This window comes from Pseudoalteromonas sp. SR43-2 (genome assembly GCF_014163885.1).
In the GTDB taxonomy this organism is placed as follows: Bacteria; Pseudomonadota; Gammaproteobacteria; order Enterobacterales; family Alteromonadaceae; genus Pseudoalteromonas; species Pseudoalteromonas distincta.
This window is the reverse complement of record NZ_JACJED010000005.1, coordinates 199,908-217,631: the sequence shown is the minus strand read 5'-3', so window position 1 is coordinate 217,631 and position 17,724 is coordinate 199,908. Positions and strand designations below refer to the sequence as shown.

Genomic DNA, 17,724 nt, shown 5'->3' with positions numbered 1-17,724 from the left:
CGACTGCAATGATTAGTTTGTTCTCTACGTAACTAACTTACAAGTTAAAGCAAGTTATGTGCCTACAATTTTAAAGCAATAAATACTTAAATCCCCTAGCCTAGGGGGCATCAATTTTGACATAATAGTCAGCTTACACGTATAAACAAAGAAGACTATGGCAAATACTGAGCAAACACCTTTCGCAAAACGCTTTCGTGGATTTTTTCCTGTTGTTATTGATGTTGAAACTGCTGGTTTTAACAAAGAGACAGATGCCTTGTTAGAAATAGCAGCTTCTGTTTTAAAAATGGATGACGAAGGACTGCTCAGCATAGATCATACTGTTCATTTTCATGTTCAGCCATTCGAAGGCGCTAATATTGAACAAGCAGCCATCGACTTTAACGGTATAGACCCGTTTTCACCATTACGTGGCGCAGTACCTGAAGACGAAGTAATTAAAGAAATATGTAAAGTAGTACGCAAAGCGCAAAAGGCCGCTGGGTGCCAACGCTCAGTTATTGTGGCGCATAATGCCGCATTCGATCATGGCTTTTTAAATGCAGCAATAGAGCGTAATAACATTAAGCGTACGCCATTTCATCCATTTGTAAGCTTTGATACAACATCTTTAGCGGGTTTAGCGTTAGGGCAGACTGTATTAGCAAAAGCATGTAGAGCGGCAGGTATCGAGTTTGATAACAGCCAAGCACACTCAGCGCTTTACGACACAGAACGTACAGCTGAGCTTTATTGTTTAATAGTAAATCGCTGGCAGCAATTAGGTGGTTGGCCATTAGCGCCAACCGACGATTGCGACGCTAATGCCGAAGTTGAAACTGAGACACAAAATAACGAAGAAACTAAAACGTCTGAGTAATTTTACCCTCAGTTAGCTTAACTAGGTGGGGCGGGTAAATACGCGAAAATTGTTTAGAATCTTTCGCTATTTTAAGCTCCACACCAGGGTGCATTAATTCATTTACTTTTAAACGACTACTGGCAAGTAATTGCACTATTTTTTGCTTAATAAGTAGTTTTTGACGATGAATATGCGCAGAGCGTATTTTTATATGCTTTTCATTTTCAGTTATCTTATTCATGAATTGCTGACGCTGAGCAGCCCCCGCAATTTTACTCGCTTTTTCACGAGCCTGTTGTAAAGCGGTTACTTTAGTCGCAAGTACTTTTTCAAAATCGGTTATTTGTGTTTGCTTTTGGCGAAGCTCAAACCAGAGTTGTGCTAAAAATACGCGTGTTTTAGTACCGGCTGGCGCGCCTAGCTCACCCGTTTCAATGCGCATAGCATCTAAAATGTTACCGCCAATAATTTTACCTCGCGGATCATTTGCTTTGCCTACACGTATTAATCGCCTAGCGCTTAAATCACAATGTAGAGCTTGGCGTTCAATAAATAAATCTTGTTCTGATTTAATATTGCAGTACTGAGCATAACCAATAGAAATAGTTCGTTGAGCGGTTATAGAGCATGTAAATGCTTCCTCGCCTTCACGTTTTCTACCAATTGCGCCAAGCATAATGGTTACCGCACTTTTACTTTCAACAGCTCCTGATTCTACAAAACCCAGTACCGTAATATCACCATTGGCTTTTACACGCATGCCGTCTTTAATATCGCCAGTAATAATTACGCTACCATCAAAATCAACGTGGCCTGTACTTACATCTACATTATCAAAGCATAAAACGTCATCTACACGCATACCTCGGGGTAGGGCAACGGGCACACCTTTGCAGTCGGCAATAAGCATATTAGGATTATTAGGATCTACTTTTGTACCTTCGAAAGGCTGGAGTTGGTGATCTGTACCTGGTTTTGCACTAATTGAATCGCCAAATACCGTATAGCCATCTTCTCCAGGGGTAGCGGCAATACGCTGCATTAAGGGAGTACCAGGTTTTACGGTGATAATAGCGCCAAGATTTTTCATATCAACCTTACCGCCTTCTTTAGCTTGTGGGCTAAGCACACGGTCTTGGGCTGTTGAGCATAAACGCACAAATTTAGCATCGCTGCCTTTTTTAGGATTACGCCCATGTGCAATTATGGCGCTATAAGAGCTTCCTGCTGGTTTTTCAAATTGCTGGCCTAAAAAGGTATCAAGCGCGCGTGGGCTTATTCCTTTTTTAACACCTGCATTAGCAAGCGCTTTTTGTGCACCTTCCATAGACAAAAGCGCACCACCTTTAGCGGTAGTTAATGTTGCTTCTGCGACCATGTTTTTTTCATCAATATCAATGACAAGCGACGCATCTACCGCTTTAGCAACGACAAGTGATACTTCCAGATAGTTTTTAGTTGGCGCAAAAAGCTTTCCAATATTGGCAATGACAGCTTCGTACTCACTAAACTCAGATTGTTCGAGCATTTGCGTAAGCTGAGTACTCGTAACAGGAAAGCCACTATCAATAGGGTGACTAACTAAAGAGACAAACCCTGTATTTTGATCAAATGAAAAAACCGACATTTATTAATTCCCTACTCTATGCCTGTTATTATTTTTTTTTACAACTAAAGGTTTAGAAATGACAAAAACCTTAACTCCTTATTTGAACACAGGTTAAACACATTGTTAAGCAAATGTTTAGATGGGCTTGCATAAACTAAATTTTGGTTACTTAATGCTCGGTTAGTGCACGCAATTAAAATAAAGCGTTACTAGGCCTTGAGTATCAGTACTTTACTCAGTTATACTGTTTGCACGCTCTGGATTGAGTTACTAATTCAGGGGCTGATTAGGATTCGACGGAATTCAAGAAGCCCAAGGTGCATGTCGAGGTGCGGTTTGCCTCGTTAAACAGCCGCAACCTAAAGTAATCGCAAACGACGATAACTACTCTCTAGCAGCTTAGGCTGGCTAGCGCTCCTTCCATGTATTCTTGTGGACTGGATTTTGGAGTGTCACCCTAACACCTGATCGCGACGGAAACCCTGGCCGGGGTTGAAGCGTTAAAACTAAGCGGCCTCGCCTTTATTTACCGTGTTTGTCCGGGACTTAAAGGTTAATTAAATGACAATACTAAACATGTAGTACCGACGGTCGAGGCTTTTCGGACGGGGGTTCAAATCCCCCCAGCTCCACCAATAAAGGTTTTTAGATACGTTGCTAAGAACCGTAAAAGACCCGCAACGCTAGTTAATTCGAGCCTTGCGGGTTTTTTTATGCCTATAGTTTAACCATTAGTGACCGTTTAAAACTTGTAACAACCGCGATTTGTTGTAACACTAAACGTAACAACTGGAATATTACATAGGGATCGTTGTTACAAATGGCTATTCAAAAACTCATAGATAAACAAATAAGCGCAGCTAAGCCAAAAGATAAAGAATACAACCTCACGGACGGTGGTGGCTTAACACTACGGATAAAACCCAGTGGTGGTAAGTTTTGGCTTTATAACTACACAGCGCCTATTACTAAAAAACGCAAAAATATGGGGCTTGGTTCATACCCAGACATAAGCCTTGCAAAAGCCCGTGAGCGCCATAGAAAATATAAAGCCTTAGTGCTTGAAAATATCGACCCTATTCACCAACGCCAGTTAGATGAAAAACAAGCACAAGAAACACACCTACAAACATTTAAAGCCGTTGCTTTAATGTGGTTTGAGAAAAAGAAAACAGAAATAAAACCACAAACAGCCGAAGCAGCACTTAGCCTCTTAAACAATCATGCCTTTCCTGCGTTTGGTGATGAACCAATAAGCAAATTAAAAGCCTTTCAAGTAATAGAGCTAGTGCGCCCCGTAGAGGCAAAGGGGAGCTTAGAGACAGTTAAAAGGCTATGCCAGCGTATTAACGAAGTGATGGTTCACGCGGTTAACTGTGGGCTTATAGAAGCCAATCCACTAGCGAATATAAGACAAGCATTCCAAGCTCCTAAAAAAAACGCTATGCCGTCTATTGAAGCGGATAGGCTACCAGAGTTAATGAGTGCTTTAAATCGTGCCAGTATTAAGCTTACAACACGTTGTTTAATTGAATGGCAGTTACACACCATGACGCGCCCTAATGAGGCTGCAACGGCTAAATGGCAAGATATAGACTTAAATGCTGGTGTGTGGGTTATACCTGCCGAGCAAATGAAAAAAGGCAAAGAGCAACGCATACCCCTTACACCGCAAACACTTGCTTTACTTGAATTAATGAAACCAATAAGCGCACACCGCGAATATGTATTTCCCGCAGATAGAGACCCACGCAGCCACACAAACGTGCAAACAGCTAACGCAGCAATAAAGCGTATGGGATTTAAGGGCGAGCTGGTAGCGCATGGTTTACGCTCGCTTGCTAGTACAACGCTCAATGCACAAGGGTTTGATCCTGATGTAATAGAGGCGGCTTTAGCACACGTAGATACAAATGAAGTAAGGCGAGCATATAACCGCACTGATTACTTTGAGCGCAGAAAAACCATGATGTGCTGGTGGTCTGAACATATCGAAAGTGCGGCAAGTGGCAGTAGTTCGTTAGCTGGTATTAAAGGTTTGAAGGTAGTTTAAAATGCATGATAGTGGCAATGATACATTTGAGAACTGGGTTGATGAGTTTAATTCTGTAAACAATCAATTGACCAAGTTAAGAGCCAATGGAGAAGTCGATTTTGAGACTTATATTCTCATTTTGAATAGCATTGGGCACTTTCTAAAAACAAAAAATCCTTCCTATATTGAAAGATTAATAATAATTGCAGATGAAAATAATATATCAATGCCTGCTATGGTTAGCTCGTATCAGTTAAAAGCTTTAAAGCTGAGATATATAGGAGATAAAAGCTCTTATAAGAAAGCTTTAACTGCTGAGCAATTTGATATGGCATTCAACTATATGGCTAGATTTAAAGCAGTTGGGGCTACTGTGCGTGAATCTTCTATATTTGCTGCAATATGTGTTGCAACCAGTTTAAAAGATCACACACTACCAATAAAAGCATCTTCTATAGAGAAGAAATATTCAAGGGAGTTTAAATGTATCAAAACTCCGTTTAGTGGGAAAACAAGAGAGGAAATGATTTTTGAAATTGTTACAGGTGATGAAAAATTGAAAGACTATTGGCTAAATTCGCTTAATAAACTTAGAGATCAGTTCGACTTAAATAACCTTCCTTACTGGATAGAGGGGAATGTTAGATCTTAAGCGAATGCTTTTATTTTTTTATTCCCTTATTTGAACTTCTTATCTCCCTAATAATGAAACCTCAACGTTCAATAACGATTCTTAGAGGTTTTAAATGTCATATAAATTAAATCTAATACGCAAAGATAAAGCACGGGCTACATACGCATGTGGTAAAACTTTATTTCAGCAAAAAATTAACGAAGGACTTGTTCCACCCCCAATAAAATTAGGTTTAAGAGCCGTAGCATTCTATGAGCATGAGGTTAATGCAACCTTAGCAGTAACCATTGCAGGCTACAGTAACCAGCAAATAAAAGATTTTGTTAGTGAACTGGTGACCAAACGCAAAAACTTACTTGCGCAATACACTCACTTGGAGGCAGCTAATGATTAATTTTAACGATATACACTCGCTCATCACATTAGAGTCATTAGAGATTAAAGCCCCTGATACGTTTAAAGAGCTTTTAAGCATGGAGATAGAGCATAGGAAGCTTTTACTCGCTTGGCTTAACGGTATGAGTTCTAGCCCTATTGGTAGAGGTTATGCAGATATAGAGATAGATAAAGAAGATGCAGTATCCAGCGCACTCAAAACAAGTTATTTCATAGAGTTTACAAGTGAAAGAGTACGAGGAAAACATGTGCGGCACTTTATGACATATCAGCAAATTTTCGACTTTTTTAATGACCGAGAGAACCAAAGAAGAAAGGTTCAAAGTAATGTGTATGCGTTAAGGCGAACTAGCAAAGATAAAGCCTACATAAAAGACATTAAAGAGCGGGGCGAGGGTTGGGCTATTAGTCGGGTTAAGCTTTTATCTGAAAAGCTCAAAGCCAGTAATGATGATTAGAAAAAAAGCTGATTAAGATGGCAGTCAAAATCAGCGAAAGGTATGTAAAGCTGGTGGTGCTTTTGCCCCACCAGCAACCAATATCTTACATAAGATTTGTACTGTTTCCCACCATGAAATTACATAGAAATGTTAGTTGTTACTATCTCTAAACACCTTTATCCATGAGTCAATTTGCATAGTTTGTAAAAAACGCGGTTATAAGCGGTGTTGATTAATAGGTTTACGACACTCAAATTTTAATTAATTGTGAGTGCCTCTTAACTTTATAGGCTTTTCGTTTAAGTGTAACGCGAGTTTTCTCGTTCTAATTATTGCTTTGTAATTTATCGGATATTTATATTATCTATTAGTTTGCTTAGGAGTCAGTATGGCTAATTATCAGTATGTGAGTCATTCACCAGTGATACAACACGGTCAAAATTTGTGGCAGGTTCATGTAAAAAAAAGTGGTATATACACCATGCAAATGAAAAGCATGTTAGATCAACTCGAGTCAGTTTTAACGCACTATAGCCAAGTTTTAGTTTTAAGATTTGATATTGGTATTCCATATCAAACAAATGATAACCGTTTTATTATTGCTGTTATGGAAAGCTTTAGCGGCTTTATAAAGCAAAGGTATAAAATGCCTATTTTTGGCTACCATTGGACACGGGAGCAAGAAAGGGCGAAAAAGCAGCATTATCATGTGGTCGTTATTCTTGATGCCAACAAAGTAAGCTACCCAAGCAAGATAAATGAATTTATTTTAGAAATGGGAAATACACTGGCTGTGCGCCCATGGATACCAGAAAATTGTTTTTATAGATTTAAACGAAATGAGCATGATAAAAAGCAAGGCGCTATATGGCGTATGTCTTACCTTGCTAAAGCCAGAGGGAAGGGCTACAAACCACCACAAACCAAAAACCATGGATCTAGTAGGGTTAAGCCTAAGCAAATTAAATAGGTGTTTTCGTAAGTCACGAGCAGCCTAATAGCTTATTTTGATATAACCTACCTCACAAAACCTCATTAAAACTTAACATAACTTAACTATTTTCATGAACGAGCGTACTAAATACCCCCACAAAACCTGATAAAACTTGACTTTTATTTACGAAAATACACCTATTCAAGCTTTTTACGGAGAGATATGCGCAAGGGTTTATTGAGTCCTAAAAAAGAGAGCTATTATTACGATTCAAGTAATGTAAGCTTTTTATTATTAGAGTTTAATCGCAGTTGCTGCACTTCCAGCCCCCAATAGGTTTATTTATTATTTTCCAAACAATGACAAGGAGAAGCCATAAACCAGCGGTTAAAAGAGTGAGGATAAGGTGTATGAGTAGCATAAAGCCACTCGACTTAGTGCTGTTACGATGGTGTTTTGTCGTTTTACTGCATCTACTACACTTCTTTAATTTTTCTTCAATGATTACTGCCATATTAGTTCCTTTAAAGTTAGTAACGGTACATATATTTATTTAAAGCCCAATTAAAAGCAAGGATAAAGCTAGGATTTTATGAGGGGCTTTGTTTTTAGGTGAAATATATAGCTTATGAAAAGATCATATCGTAATGCGCCTTTCGAATGTCTTTTCACCGCTGTTCATTATTATTCTATAATTACAGCTGTTCCAGAGGCGACAATAAATAGCATACCAGACTTACCACCGCCAGAAATTTCACTGTAGTCTAAATCAACGGCTATTACTGCATTAGCCCCAATTGAGGCTGCTTCCTTTCTTAATTCTGCTAAGGCTGTTTTCCTTGCATCTCTTAGGGTGTTTTGAATACTGTTACTGCGCCCGCCTAAAACATCAGTAAAGCTTGCAAAAATATCCATAAAAATATTCATGCCGTAAACGCATTCAGCCGTAATTACGTCGATACGCTTAAGAATGTTTAAATTAGGGGCTGTTTCAGTTGTGACTAATACTTTTTCAGGGTTTAAATTATGAAGTTTATTTAGTTCGACTTTATAAGATTGCATCTCATCTAATGTGCTTTTTGTATTACTACCAGAAACACCATACTTTCTTTGTAAATATATTTCTTTCGCTGTTTCTATTATGCTTGCACTCTCTTCGTTTACAGTGGTTATGTATTTACCGTAATGATGCACTTTATAACCTGGATTAGTATCTAAAGTTCGTATACCACTCAGCACATAGCTTTTTGAATTTATGTTTAAGTTTGGTATGGATATTTCTATTTTATTATCGAGTTGGTCAACAAATTCAACGTCTTTAAAATCATCTATAAAAGCGTCACATTCACTAATGTAGTTATTTCTAAATACGTTAGATTGACTCGTTAGTACAGTTAAGTTGCATAGATATTTATGATGATACCAAATGGTAGCATGAACATTATCACCCTCAACTTTTGAGCAGTACGTAAGACCTTCGGTATCGTATAGTTGATTGGTTATTGTGTTTTTAAGTCCTTTTTCAGAAATGCTCCACATTGGAGTTTTTTTATCTGATTCAGTTTTTGTTTTTTTAGAAAAAAACATATCTATCCTTAGTGTGATTTTATAAATTAATAAATACTTATGTAGAATGACAAATGTTTAATTTTTTAGCAATGGACTTAATTATTGTTTGTTAAGCCTAATGTATTAAATAACTACTGTTGTAAAATGATAGCCACAATAATAATTAGCTTCGTTGTATTGGTTCAGCTGCAAAACGCGAATTTGAACCCACACAAAAACAAATAGTCACAACAATCGTAACAACAAGTGGTTTTATATAGATAAGTTTTATTAATTTTCAGCTAGTTACATGCCCGATTAAGACTCCCCCAGCTCCACCAATAAAGGTTTTTGAACTCGTTATTCAAAAACCATAAGAAACCCGCAAATTTGTTAATCCAAATTTGCGGGTTTTTTTATGAAATTTATAAAGTAAAAATAAAGTTTAAGAATGTCTTATAGCACGTAGCTTTATTTTTATTGCAATCACAAGCAGGCTAAATAATGACAGCATACTTATTAACAACGTTAGGTTAAGTATGGGGTTACTTGGCTCATAGGTAGCGACAGGAGAGTTATTTATAGTTTGCGAGTTTTGATATTGCCTAATATAGCTTTGGCTGATCCAATCTACCGCGTTTATCCATTGTACTTTGGCGGGGTCAGTATTGTTTAGCATCCCTATTGCGTGCTTATCGTTATCTAAGCTTTTTGAAAGTTGTATCAGTTGCTGCCAAAATTCATTTTTAGGGCCTAGGTCATCTATTTCTTGCAGGTGCTGTTGTAATTTATTGCCCCCCATCGCTTTTATATCAGCTTGTCCTGTACTTTGCGCGTAGCTATTTATTAGCGATGAAAAGCGACTAAAGTACTCATTACTTTTTTGCTGTGTAGGGTTAGCTGTTTGCTCGTTTGTGACTTTTTGTGTTGGTTTATTTAGGCTATTTTGATCAATCAAATATTGTTTATAGTTTTGGTAACTTAAGCTGTTTGTAGTTGTGTTATTTGTGGTTCCATTATTTAGAGTGCCAAAGTTATTTTTAAGTGCATTAACACTGATCACTACGCCTATTATGGTAATAATACAAAGTGCGCAATAGCAAAAGTACAATGCGCTTTTTAAAGTGTTACGCAGTAGTTTATATTTATTATAACTTTGCTTAATAGCTGCAGCTGTATTTGGGGCTTCGTCTGTATCTAGGCGTTCGTTTTGTATTGAGATATTTTTGCCGTTAGTGCTTTCACTAATGTGTTTATCTGTATTTTTACTGTGCTCAGTGAGTGCTATTTGATTATTTTGAGACTGAGAGCTTACAGTAGAGAGTTGAGGTTCTACTTTAGTAATCAAACCTAGCTTTTTTAGTGAGGATTCTGTTTTAACAGCATCAATACTCGATAAGTCTTTTTTTAAAGCGTAAGCTTTTCCATCAAATAACTGAACAACTATATTATGAGGAATATTAAGAAGTTGGCTAAGTTTTTCTTGGGCAGAGGTAATGTCAGTATTTTGATATAACTGACCATTAAAAACAATTTTAAATGTGGCGCTCACGTTAGTACCTTGCTTGTGTAATTCCATTTTTGGAATTTTATTTTTATTATTTGATACACAAAGTTAACTTAACAGATAAAGGATATGCTTTCTAATGATTTGCGATTAAAAAAGCCTTAACAAACAGCGTTAAGGCTTTGGCGTGTAGCTGTTACTTTATCGTTTAGCGAGTGATTTTACAGATTGCTTTTGATCACTTGCTGGTTGGGTTGCTTTGTCTATTAATGTTTCAAGTGGTTTATTTCGAACGCACATAAGTACTTTGTTCATTGCTTGGCATGTGCCTGTCGCTTTTTTATCATGGCTTGTGTAGCTGCAATCTTCATTAATGGCTTTTGCTTCACATGCTTCCCAAGGCGCATTTGAGCCGTGGCCTGCATGACTTAGCGCTGAGCATGAGGCAGCAAGTAAAAAGCCAGTGGTTAGTGCTTTTATCACGTTAAATATTTTCATTAGTATCTCAGTTAATTATTTGGCCAGAATGCGAGTTATCTTGCGGTAGCACCTTTAAAACAACCAATAAACATGTTTTCAGATACATCTGCTGCATGGTAGTGGTATCCGCGTGTATCGTCGGTGTGGCCTCTACATTCGTCTAAATCAGTGGGTTCTAATCCATCTTCGTTAAGCATGCCAAATATACCAAATCCATCGAGTGCATAACCCATCATGGCGGCATGACCGTCTGATTGAATTTGTGTTTGGCTACAGCCTGCTTCACCGTGATAGTGATAACCTGCTACTAAGTTAATATGGCCAGCGCAATCATCAAAGGCTGCAATAGTGTATGCGCCTAAAATAGCCTCAACAGGGGCTGGTGCAGCAAGTACAACACCATTGAGAGCAACACCTACATTAGCATTACCAATACTGCTGTTTTGAGTGGTTGCAACGGGCGTTATTGGTATTAAAAATGATTCTGATATACCGCCATCAACATAATCAATAGAGCATTCTACGCAGTGGTTTTGGTATTGTTCTTCTACGTTTGGACGTGCAGCGCCATCACACGATTCTTGTGTGTCTGTTACATTTACAAGGCCTGTACCTTCGTCGTATAGCTGCCAATGACTATCGTTATATAATGTAGGAAGATTTAAAATAAAGTCACCAGTTATATCATAAACCTCACCGGTTCCGTCAAACCAAATACCGGCTTCGTCTGCTGTTGAGGTGATATTTCTAGGGCAAAATACACCAATCTCGTAATTTGAAGGTGCACCTGCAATATCAATTTTGTAGCATGAAGCTTCATCGCCATTACTTAGCGTACATGTTTGAGTGGTAATTGATGAAATGAGCGCATCGTTTTCAAAGTTAAAAGGGTCAACTTCTACAATGAAATCGGTTGAAGTATCTGTTGTAGTGCCCTCATCGGTGGTTGTTTCAGTTACGACGGTACTTTCAGCATCGCTACCGTTACAGGCGGCTAAACTCAGTGCAAGTATACACACTGCAAGCGGTGCTAAAATTGGTGCGTTAAGTTTTCTCATCAGAAATATCCGGTAATGAAGTTGAATGTATAATATTTGTTAAATGTGCAAACAAAGTGCAAAAACAACGCAACATAATACATTGCCTGAAATAGAGGCTTATAACGCTTGCTATAAGTGTATGTTGTACCTTTTATTGTTTAAAATACTGCGACTTTAAAGTACCTAAATAGGCAGTGGAGTTTTATGGACTTTTTACTTCCCGACAGTATGTCTTTATTTTTGTTTTTATTAATGATGATCACCGCTGGCTTTACTTCTTTTATATCTGCTGCATTTGGTGCGGGTGGCGGGCTAATGTTGCTTGTTGTTATGGCGTCGTTTATGCCTATGGCAGTTGTTGTGCCTGTGCATGGTTTAGTACAGCTTGGCTCTAATGCAAATAGGTTTTTACTCAGCTTTAAGCATATTGATAAAAGCATGTTTGTATATTTTGCGTTAGGCGGCTTAGTAGGGGCGGGGTTATCAAGTTTTGTTATTGATGATATATCGCTTGATGCTATGAAGTTAGTGGTCGCTATTTTTGTTATTTATTTACTGTGGGGTAAAACACCGCCAGTAAAATTAACCTCTAAGTTATGGCGTATGGTCGCCGGAGGCATAACGACTTTTATTTCTATGTTTGTGGGAGCGAGCGGGCCATTAGTTGGTAGCTGTTTATATATAAATAATTACGAAAAGTTAAAATTTACGGCAACGTTTTCGAGCATTATGAGTGTGCAGCATCTGTTAAAAGCGGTAATTTATGGTGCTGTTGGCTTTAGCTTTTGGCAATGGATGCCGCTTGTAATTGCTATGGTACTAAGTGGTGCTGTAGGTACTTGGTTTGGAATTAAATTACTTAAAGGTATGTCTGGGGATAAATTTAAGCGTATTTTTAGAGTCGTTTTAACGCTATTAACGCTACAACTCGGTTGGCAAGGTATTAAAATATTACTCCACTAATTTACTTAGTGGAGTAAATTTAACTTTATTAAACATAAATTACTTAAGCGAATTAAATAACTCATTGCCTAAAAACTACCGATGCAGAGTGACTACACTGTAATTTTTGGCTTATCGATGAGCTATACTAATCTGCAATAATTGTTTATACGTTTAATTAAATAGGTATTAAAGCTTATTTAACTGCGGCTTTAATTGGTTTGTCGCCATCAAATAACTCAAAGATGCGGTTAGTAATAAATGAGTTAGTCGCAATATGTAATAATGCATTGGCTACGTTTTCACGGCTAATTTTAGCCTCAGAACGATCACTTGGTCGCTGCGTCGTTACTTGCATTGAAGCGCTATCATCAGTCAGTGTACCAGGGCGAACAATGGTGTAATTTAAACCACTATTGATTAAGTGCTCGTCAGCCATGTGCTTAGCAACTAAGTAAGGTTTTAAATCACCTTGAATCGAATCTGGGTCGTCTGCACCGATTGAGCTGACCATAATAAAGTGTTTAACGCCATGTTCTTTAGCAAAGGTAGCTGCTTTAGTTGCAGCCCATAAATCAATAAGTACAGTTTTATCATCGCCCGTATTTCCGCCAGAACCTGCAGCAAAAATCACTTGGTCACAGCCTTTTATTGCTTCGCCAAAATCGCCTTCAAGATCTTGCTCAACAATAGTTAAAAAAGAGCTGTTTAAATCACTTAGCTTATTTTTGTCACGCACTAATGCCACAACATTTTGCTCATTTTTTAAAAGTAGCTCAGTTGCCATTTTACCTATTTGTCCGCTTGCGCCAATAATTAGGGTCTTACTCATAATTAACTCCTTCCAATAAATAGTAAAAGTAATGTGCTTACAAACAGACCTTGGGGGTAGGGGATAATTTTTAAAGGGTAAAAAAGAGTTTAAATGAGCTAATTTCAAAAAATACTTTAATTAAAATTCAATACTTAACTGAGCATTAAAATTAGCTGCTTTTGGCGTGTTTTTTAGAACTTTTTATTCAACCATTATACTCACTTCGGTCACATAACTACGGCGATATAGACTAATACGAACCTTATGTTCTTGGTAATTATAAAACAAAGTGCGATATGTATTATTGCCGTTTGTTTTTAACGGCTCACCTAATTTTTGCTGATAAAAGCGAGCGATATCAGAAATTGAATCTGTTAAATAACCAGTGCGAACCATTGGGTATTCGCCGGCTACATCCATTGTTGTAACAAACTCTTCAGGAAGTGGGATTTCAGTGACGTTTTGGCTAAGTACATTAAACGATAGAGTGCATAGCAGTATTATTAAAAATGCTAAAGTTTTCATTAAAGTCCTTTAAATAATAAATTCCATTTATTGGTACTCATTTTACCTCAATAAGCACCTTTGTCATTTAAATTTTATTACGAATTAAATCTCGTACTATAAACCGAGCAGGGTGAATAGCTTGGCTTACACGTTCGCTTAATGGGCGGGGCTCGTTATTTATACAACTTATTAACCGACGCATTATACAACTCTTAATATGGCTGCACTCCAGTTACACGTTGAAGTTTGAAAAAGTTACGCAAATAAGGATCGTTGAATTAAGTTTGCTCATTAGGCATAGTGCTAATGTAAACTAATACTTTAAAAGGAATTTTTATGAAAAATAATATTATCAAAGTACTTTTAATTTGTACTACCTACCTGTGCTGCATATTTAACCTGCAAGCAAAGCCATTATTAACGGCTTACCCCGATGCGAAATTAGAGAGAAAAGTCACTTTATCGGGTGAAGAAGCACAGTTTGTATCAGCCTTTAATCCTGCGCTAAAAAAATCTCAAAAATTTGAATATAAGACATTTATTGGTGATGTAAGTCATTTTTCTTATCTAATAAAGAATGTTGCTTCTTTAAAGGTAATAGAAAACTACAAAGACGCTTTAAATGATGCTGGATTTAAAGTTTTGTATATATGTTCTTTAAACGATTGTTATGAAAAGCGAGAGGATAAATTGCTGGCTGAAGAGTCGAGCTATTTCAACGTGTCTAGTTATTACGGACAACCACATTATATTTACGCAGCAAAAGGAGAGGTTCCTGAAGCTGCCATTTCGTTATTTGTTGGACAATATAAAAATACGACACAAGCGCTTTTGACTACGATCAATATTAAAGAAATTGAAACTGGGCTGATAAAAGCTGATTTTGAAGCATTCAAGAAAAAATTTAGTAATAAAATAAAAAAATCTACACATGAAGATCTTAAAGGTTCTGCTGATCATCTTTTATTAAGTCGTTACCCTGGTAGCTATATCGAGGATTATCAAAATGTTGATTATGAGGAGTTTAGTATCCCAATTGGCAAGTCTGATAAAAAAACGAGTACTTCACCTATGCTTGATGTTACAGGAGATTTAACGCGAATTACTTATATTGCGAATAAAGTATCGACGTTAAAAATTTATCATAACTATGTGAGTGCTTTGACTAAAGAAGGTTTTGAAACCGTATTTTCTTGTCAAAAAAATGAATGCGGTACAAAAAGAAAAGAGATTCAAGCATTAGGCGATAAGCTGGCAATCAAATCTGTTTATAACTACTTTCACCAACCTAGATATCAAGTTATGAAAAACACTCTAAATGAGCAAACTACCTACGTTGCCTTTTTTATAGGTAATTATAATGGCGATTCTCGTATTCAGCTTGTTGTTGCTCGTACAGAGCCCTTAGTGACAGGCTTAATAGAAACGAATAGTGATAAAGTTCTTGAGCAGTTAGAGCAAAAAGGAAAGGCGTCTATTTACGGTATTTTATTTGATTATGATAAAGCCACTATTAAAGCTGAATCTAAAGAGGCGTTAGATGTTATTGCTCAAGTTATGGAAAAAAATAAAAAATTGAGTTTATATGTTGTTGGTCATACCGATGATAAAGGCTCGTTTGATTATAATTTAAAGCTTTCAAAGCGCCGTGCTGATGCGGTTGTTAACGCATTAATTGCTGATTATGGGGTAGCTAAAGCAAGGTTATTAGCTCAAGGAGCGGGTCCTTATTCCCCCGTTGCAACTAATAAAAATGATTTAGGTCGTGAACTAAACCGCCGTGTTGAATTAGTTGAAAGGTTGTCTAGTTCGAAATAATTTATGTTTTTAACTTATATGCACATTAGACCTATTGTTTTAATGTGCATACCTCATTTAAATTTTATTACGAATTAAGTCTCGCACTATAAACCGGGCAGGGTGAATAGCTTGGCTTACACGTTCGCTTAATGGGCGAGGCTCGTTATTTAAACAGCTTACGAGATGTTCTGCGCTTAGCGGTGCGCTACATAAAGCGCGGGCGCCAAAGCCGGTAAAAATATGTAGGCCTTGTTGTGGCTTATTAAGTTTCTCATATTGATAGCGTTTTCCTAGGCGTAAGTTAGCAAAGGCCATTGTATAATCACTTTGTTCGCACCATTGCCCTGCCATTGGTAGGTGATCTATAAATGTGCATCGTACAGCTGCTTTTGCCGAGGTAATATTGCCAAGGGTAGAGGCAAATTCACTTTGCTGATAAAAGCTAAGTAGTTGCTCTTGGTTTAATTGGTTGTCGAGCGCTGTAACTTGACGGCTTTTAGTATTTTTTTCAAACGTGGCTCCCATACAGTGATGATCTAAATAGGCTGGGGTAAAATACCCTTTATGGCATAGCACTGTTTTAAGTTTGCGTGATTGCTCACTTGCCTCAATATGTGAAACTTGCCCGCGTACGCCTACTATTGGTAGCGATTTTGTTTGCTCAAATGCATCACTGTGCTCGCCTGCACAAATAATTACATCACTAAAAGGACCTAGCCGTTCATCATTTGTTGATAAAAACCAGCCGTTATCGGTTTTTTCTAGCTGTTCAATATTACAACTAAATGAGCTTTTAAATGGGTTTATGCTATTTGCAGCGCTTAACATGGCGTTTACTAGTTGCGGAGGGTTAACCCAGCCGCCTTGTTCAAAAAATACGCCCGAATAACCTGTTTTTACGCCGGCTATTTCGTCGCCTTGCTCTGCGGTTACGTTGTGCATTAGCTGGGTTGGCCACAGTTGTTTTTGTGCTAAATTTTCATGTTTATCGGCCAGAGGCTTTTTTACTGCGTGTTGTAATACGCCGCACCAATCGTAATCAAAGCTAAAGCCATTATTGATTAGTTGGTTATACAAACGCTTTGCGTATAAAAAGCTATGTGCAAACAATTCACTGTGCGGTGAATTTTTAGCTTGTAGGTGAGGGTAAATAGCACCTTGCACATTGTGCGATGCCCCCATAGCTGGTTTTTCATCTTGGCAGAATAATTGACTTGCTATGCCTCGTTTAGCCAAGCTATATAAAATGCAGCTACTGGCTATACCGCCGCCAATGACCGCTACATTTTTTAAAGCGCTGCTATCTTGATGAAAATATGCAGGAGCTGATTGAGCATCATTTACGCACTCTAGTTGGCCAACAAGCATATCTCTTTTTTGGCCAAAGCCTTTGGCTTTTTTAGTATTAAACCCTGCATCAATTAATCCACGGCGAACAAAACCTGCTGAAGTAAATGTTGATAAGGTTGCATTTGCCCTTGATATATTGACCATAGAATTAAATAAACTTTGCTGCCACATTTCGGGGTTTTTACTTGGCGCAAAACCATCTAAATACCAAGCGTCAACAATTCCTGTTTGCGGATAGCTCATTGCTTGTATTGATTCAAGTGCATCACCAAAGTATAAATCGAGAACAACAAGTCCATTGTCAAATTCGAGTCTGTGGCATCCTTCTAAATTAATTGGGTATTGTTTAGATAATTTGTTACTAAAGGCGCTTAATGATGGCCATGCCTGTAGTGCTTTGTTTAAATCGTCTATGTGCAGTGGATATTTTTCAAATGAAATAAAGTGTAAGCGTTTAACACCATTATCTAATTGATTTTGAACTTGTTGACGTGCAAGGTGGTCAGTAAAACGCTGCCATGTATTTAAAAAGTTTAAACCTGTACCAAAGCCGGTTTCGGCAATAACAAAATGTGGCTGGTCATGATTTTGTAATCGTACATCTATATTATTTTGCTCATAATACACATAATGCGATTCAGCTAAGCCATCGTCATTAGAAAAATAAATATCACCGAAGTCATTAGCGAAAGGTGTACCTAAATTATTAAAGTGTATATGTGCATTTTTGATCATGATTTTTTAATTTTATAGATATATTTTTTAATTATTTTACGGGTTTTCTTTGAAATAGTCTGGCGTTATTTATAAGCTAGCAGTTCAGAGTACAAGTGTACGCTAGAAA

The 17,724-nt window shown here is 37.5% G+C and carries 16 protein-coding genes and 1 other RNA gene; 9 read left to right on the top strand and 8 right to left on the bottom strand.

Annotated features, from left to right (window positions below; all coding sequences use genetic code 11):
• The first annotated feature begins 157 nt into the window (after positions 1–157).
• Positions 158–862, top strand: coding sequence for a ribonuclease T (gene rnt, locus H5120_RS06590; protein ID WP_165744211.1), 705 nt, complete (start codon positions 158–160; stop codon positions 860–862).
• Here rnt and H5120_RS06585 read toward each other — a convergent pair.
• Entirely contained in the window at positions 846–2,471 is a 1,626-nt protein-coding gene (locus H5120_RS06585) for a DUF342 domain-containing protein (RefSeq protein WP_182673921.1), read from the bottom strand. The two genes, rnt and H5120_RS06585, sit on opposite strands and share 17 nt — an antisense overlap.
• 260 nt (positions 2,472–2,731) lie before the next feature.
• On the opposite strand from H5120_RS06585, the gene ssrA reads away from it, so the two are divergent.
• From ssrA to H5120_RS06555, 6 genes are all read left to right on the top strand, one after another.
• Positions 2,732–3,088, top strand: a transfer-messenger RNA (tmRNA) gene (ssrA, locus tag H5120_RS06580).
• A 185-nt stretch (positions 3,089–3,273) separates the two neighbouring features.
• Positions 3,274–4,506, top strand: coding sequence for an integrase domain-containing protein (locus H5120_RS06575; RefSeq protein WP_182673920.1), 1,233 nt, complete (start codon positions 3,274–3,276; stop codon positions 4,504–4,506).
• 1 nt (position 4,507) lies between these two features.
• Positions 4,508–5,140 carry a hypothetical protein gene (locus tag H5120_RS06570; RefSeq protein ID WP_182673919.1) on the top strand — a complete coding sequence of 211 codons (633 nt, stop codon included), beginning with the start codon at positions 4,508–4,510 and terminating at the stop codon, positions 5,138–5,140.
• A gap of 94 nt (positions 5,141–5,234) precedes the next feature.
• Positions 5,235–5,516, top strand: a complete 282-nt coding sequence (locus H5120_RS06565) for an AlpA family transcriptional regulator (RefSeq protein ID WP_182673918.1) — start codon at positions 5,235–5,237, stop codon at positions 5,514–5,516.
• The gene (locus H5120_RS06560) at positions 5,509–5,976 is read left to right on the top strand and encodes a hypothetical protein (protein WP_182673917.1); all 468 of its coding nucleotides are present in this window, start codon (positions 5,509–5,511) and stop codon (positions 5,974–5,976) included. Before H5120_RS06565 ends, H5120_RS06560 begins: the two co-directional genes overlap by 8 nt.
• A 370-nt stretch (positions 5,977–6,346) precedes the next feature.
• Positions 6,347–6,928: an inovirus-type Gp2 protein gene (locus H5120_RS06555; protein ID WP_182673916.1), complete on the top strand. Its 582-nt coding sequence runs from the start codon at positions 6,347–6,349 to the stop codon at positions 6,926–6,928.
• Between the two features lie 648 nt (positions 6,929–7,576).
• Here the strand turns inward: H5120_RS06555 and H5120_RS20205 are convergent.
• The 4 genes from H5120_RS20205 to H5120_RS06535 all read right to left on the bottom strand — a co-directional run bounded on the left by H5120_RS20205 (position 7,577) and on the right by H5120_RS06535 (position 11,485).
• A complete protein-coding gene (locus H5120_RS20205; RefSeq protein ID WP_259397825.1) occupies positions 7,577–8,479 on the bottom strand; it encodes a YbjQ family protein in 903 nt (300 codons plus the stop codon).
• Between the two features lie 406 nt (positions 8,480–8,885).
• On the bottom strand, positions 8,886–9,992 hold the full coding sequence (locus H5120_RS06545) for a hypothetical protein (RefSeq protein WP_310735968.1): 1,107 nt from the start codon (positions 9,990–9,992) through the stop codon (positions 8,886–8,888).
• Positions 9,993–10,148: 156 nt separating this feature from the next.
• Entirely contained in the window at positions 10,149–10,445 is a 297-nt protein-coding gene (locus tag H5120_RS06540) for a hypothetical protein (RefSeq protein WP_007581994.1), read from the bottom strand.
• A 35-nt stretch (positions 10,446–10,480) separates the two neighbouring features.
• Complete coding sequence (locus H5120_RS06535) at positions 10,481–11,485, bottom strand: YHYH protein (protein ID WP_182673914.1); 1,005 nt, start codon at positions 11,483–11,485, stop codon at positions 10,481–10,483.
• A gap of 186 nt (positions 11,486–11,671) precedes the next feature.
• Between H5120_RS06535 and H5120_RS06530 the strand changes: the two genes are divergently transcribed.
• Positions 11,672–12,430 (top strand): sulfite exporter TauE/SafE family protein, encoded by a 759-nt coding sequence (locus H5120_RS06530; protein WP_182673913.1) that lies wholly within the window; start codon positions 11,672–11,674, stop codon positions 12,428–12,430.
• A 175-nt stretch (positions 12,431–12,605) separates the two neighbouring features.
• Here H5120_RS06530 and H5120_RS06525 read toward each other — a convergent pair whose 3' ends face one another.
• Together H5120_RS06525 and H5120_RS06520 are read right to left on the bottom strand one after the other, a co-directional pair.
• Positions 12,606–13,241, bottom strand: coding sequence for an NAD(P)-binding oxidoreductase (locus H5120_RS06525; RefSeq protein ID WP_182673912.1), 636 nt, complete (start codon positions 13,239–13,241; stop codon positions 12,606–12,608).
• Positions 13,242–13,424: 183 nt separating this feature from the next.
• A complete protein-coding gene (locus H5120_RS06520; protein ID WP_004335602.1) occupies positions 13,425–13,748 on the bottom strand; it encodes a hypothetical protein in 324 nt (107 codons plus the stop codon).
• Between the two features lie 318 nt (positions 13,749–14,066).
• Here H5120_RS06520 and H5120_RS06515 point away from each other — a divergent pair, with 318 nt between their 5' ends.
• A complete protein-coding gene (locus H5120_RS06515) occupies positions 14,067–15,548 on the top strand; it encodes an OmpA family protein (RefSeq protein WP_182673911.1) in 1,482 nt (493 codons plus the stop codon).
• Between the two features lie 57 nt (positions 15,549–15,605).
• Here H5120_RS06515 and mnmC read toward each other — a convergent pair whose 3' ends face one another.
• Positions 15,606–17,615 (bottom strand): bifunctional tRNA (5-methylaminomethyl-2-thiouridine)(34)-methyltransferase MnmD/FAD-dependent 5-carboxymethylaminomethyl-2-thiouridine(34) oxidoreductase MnmC, encoded by a 2,010-nt coding sequence (gene mnmC, locus H5120_RS06510; RefSeq protein WP_182673910.1) that lies wholly within the window; start codon positions 17,613–17,615, stop codon positions 15,606–15,608.
• Positions 17,616–17,724: the final 109 nt, after the last annotated feature.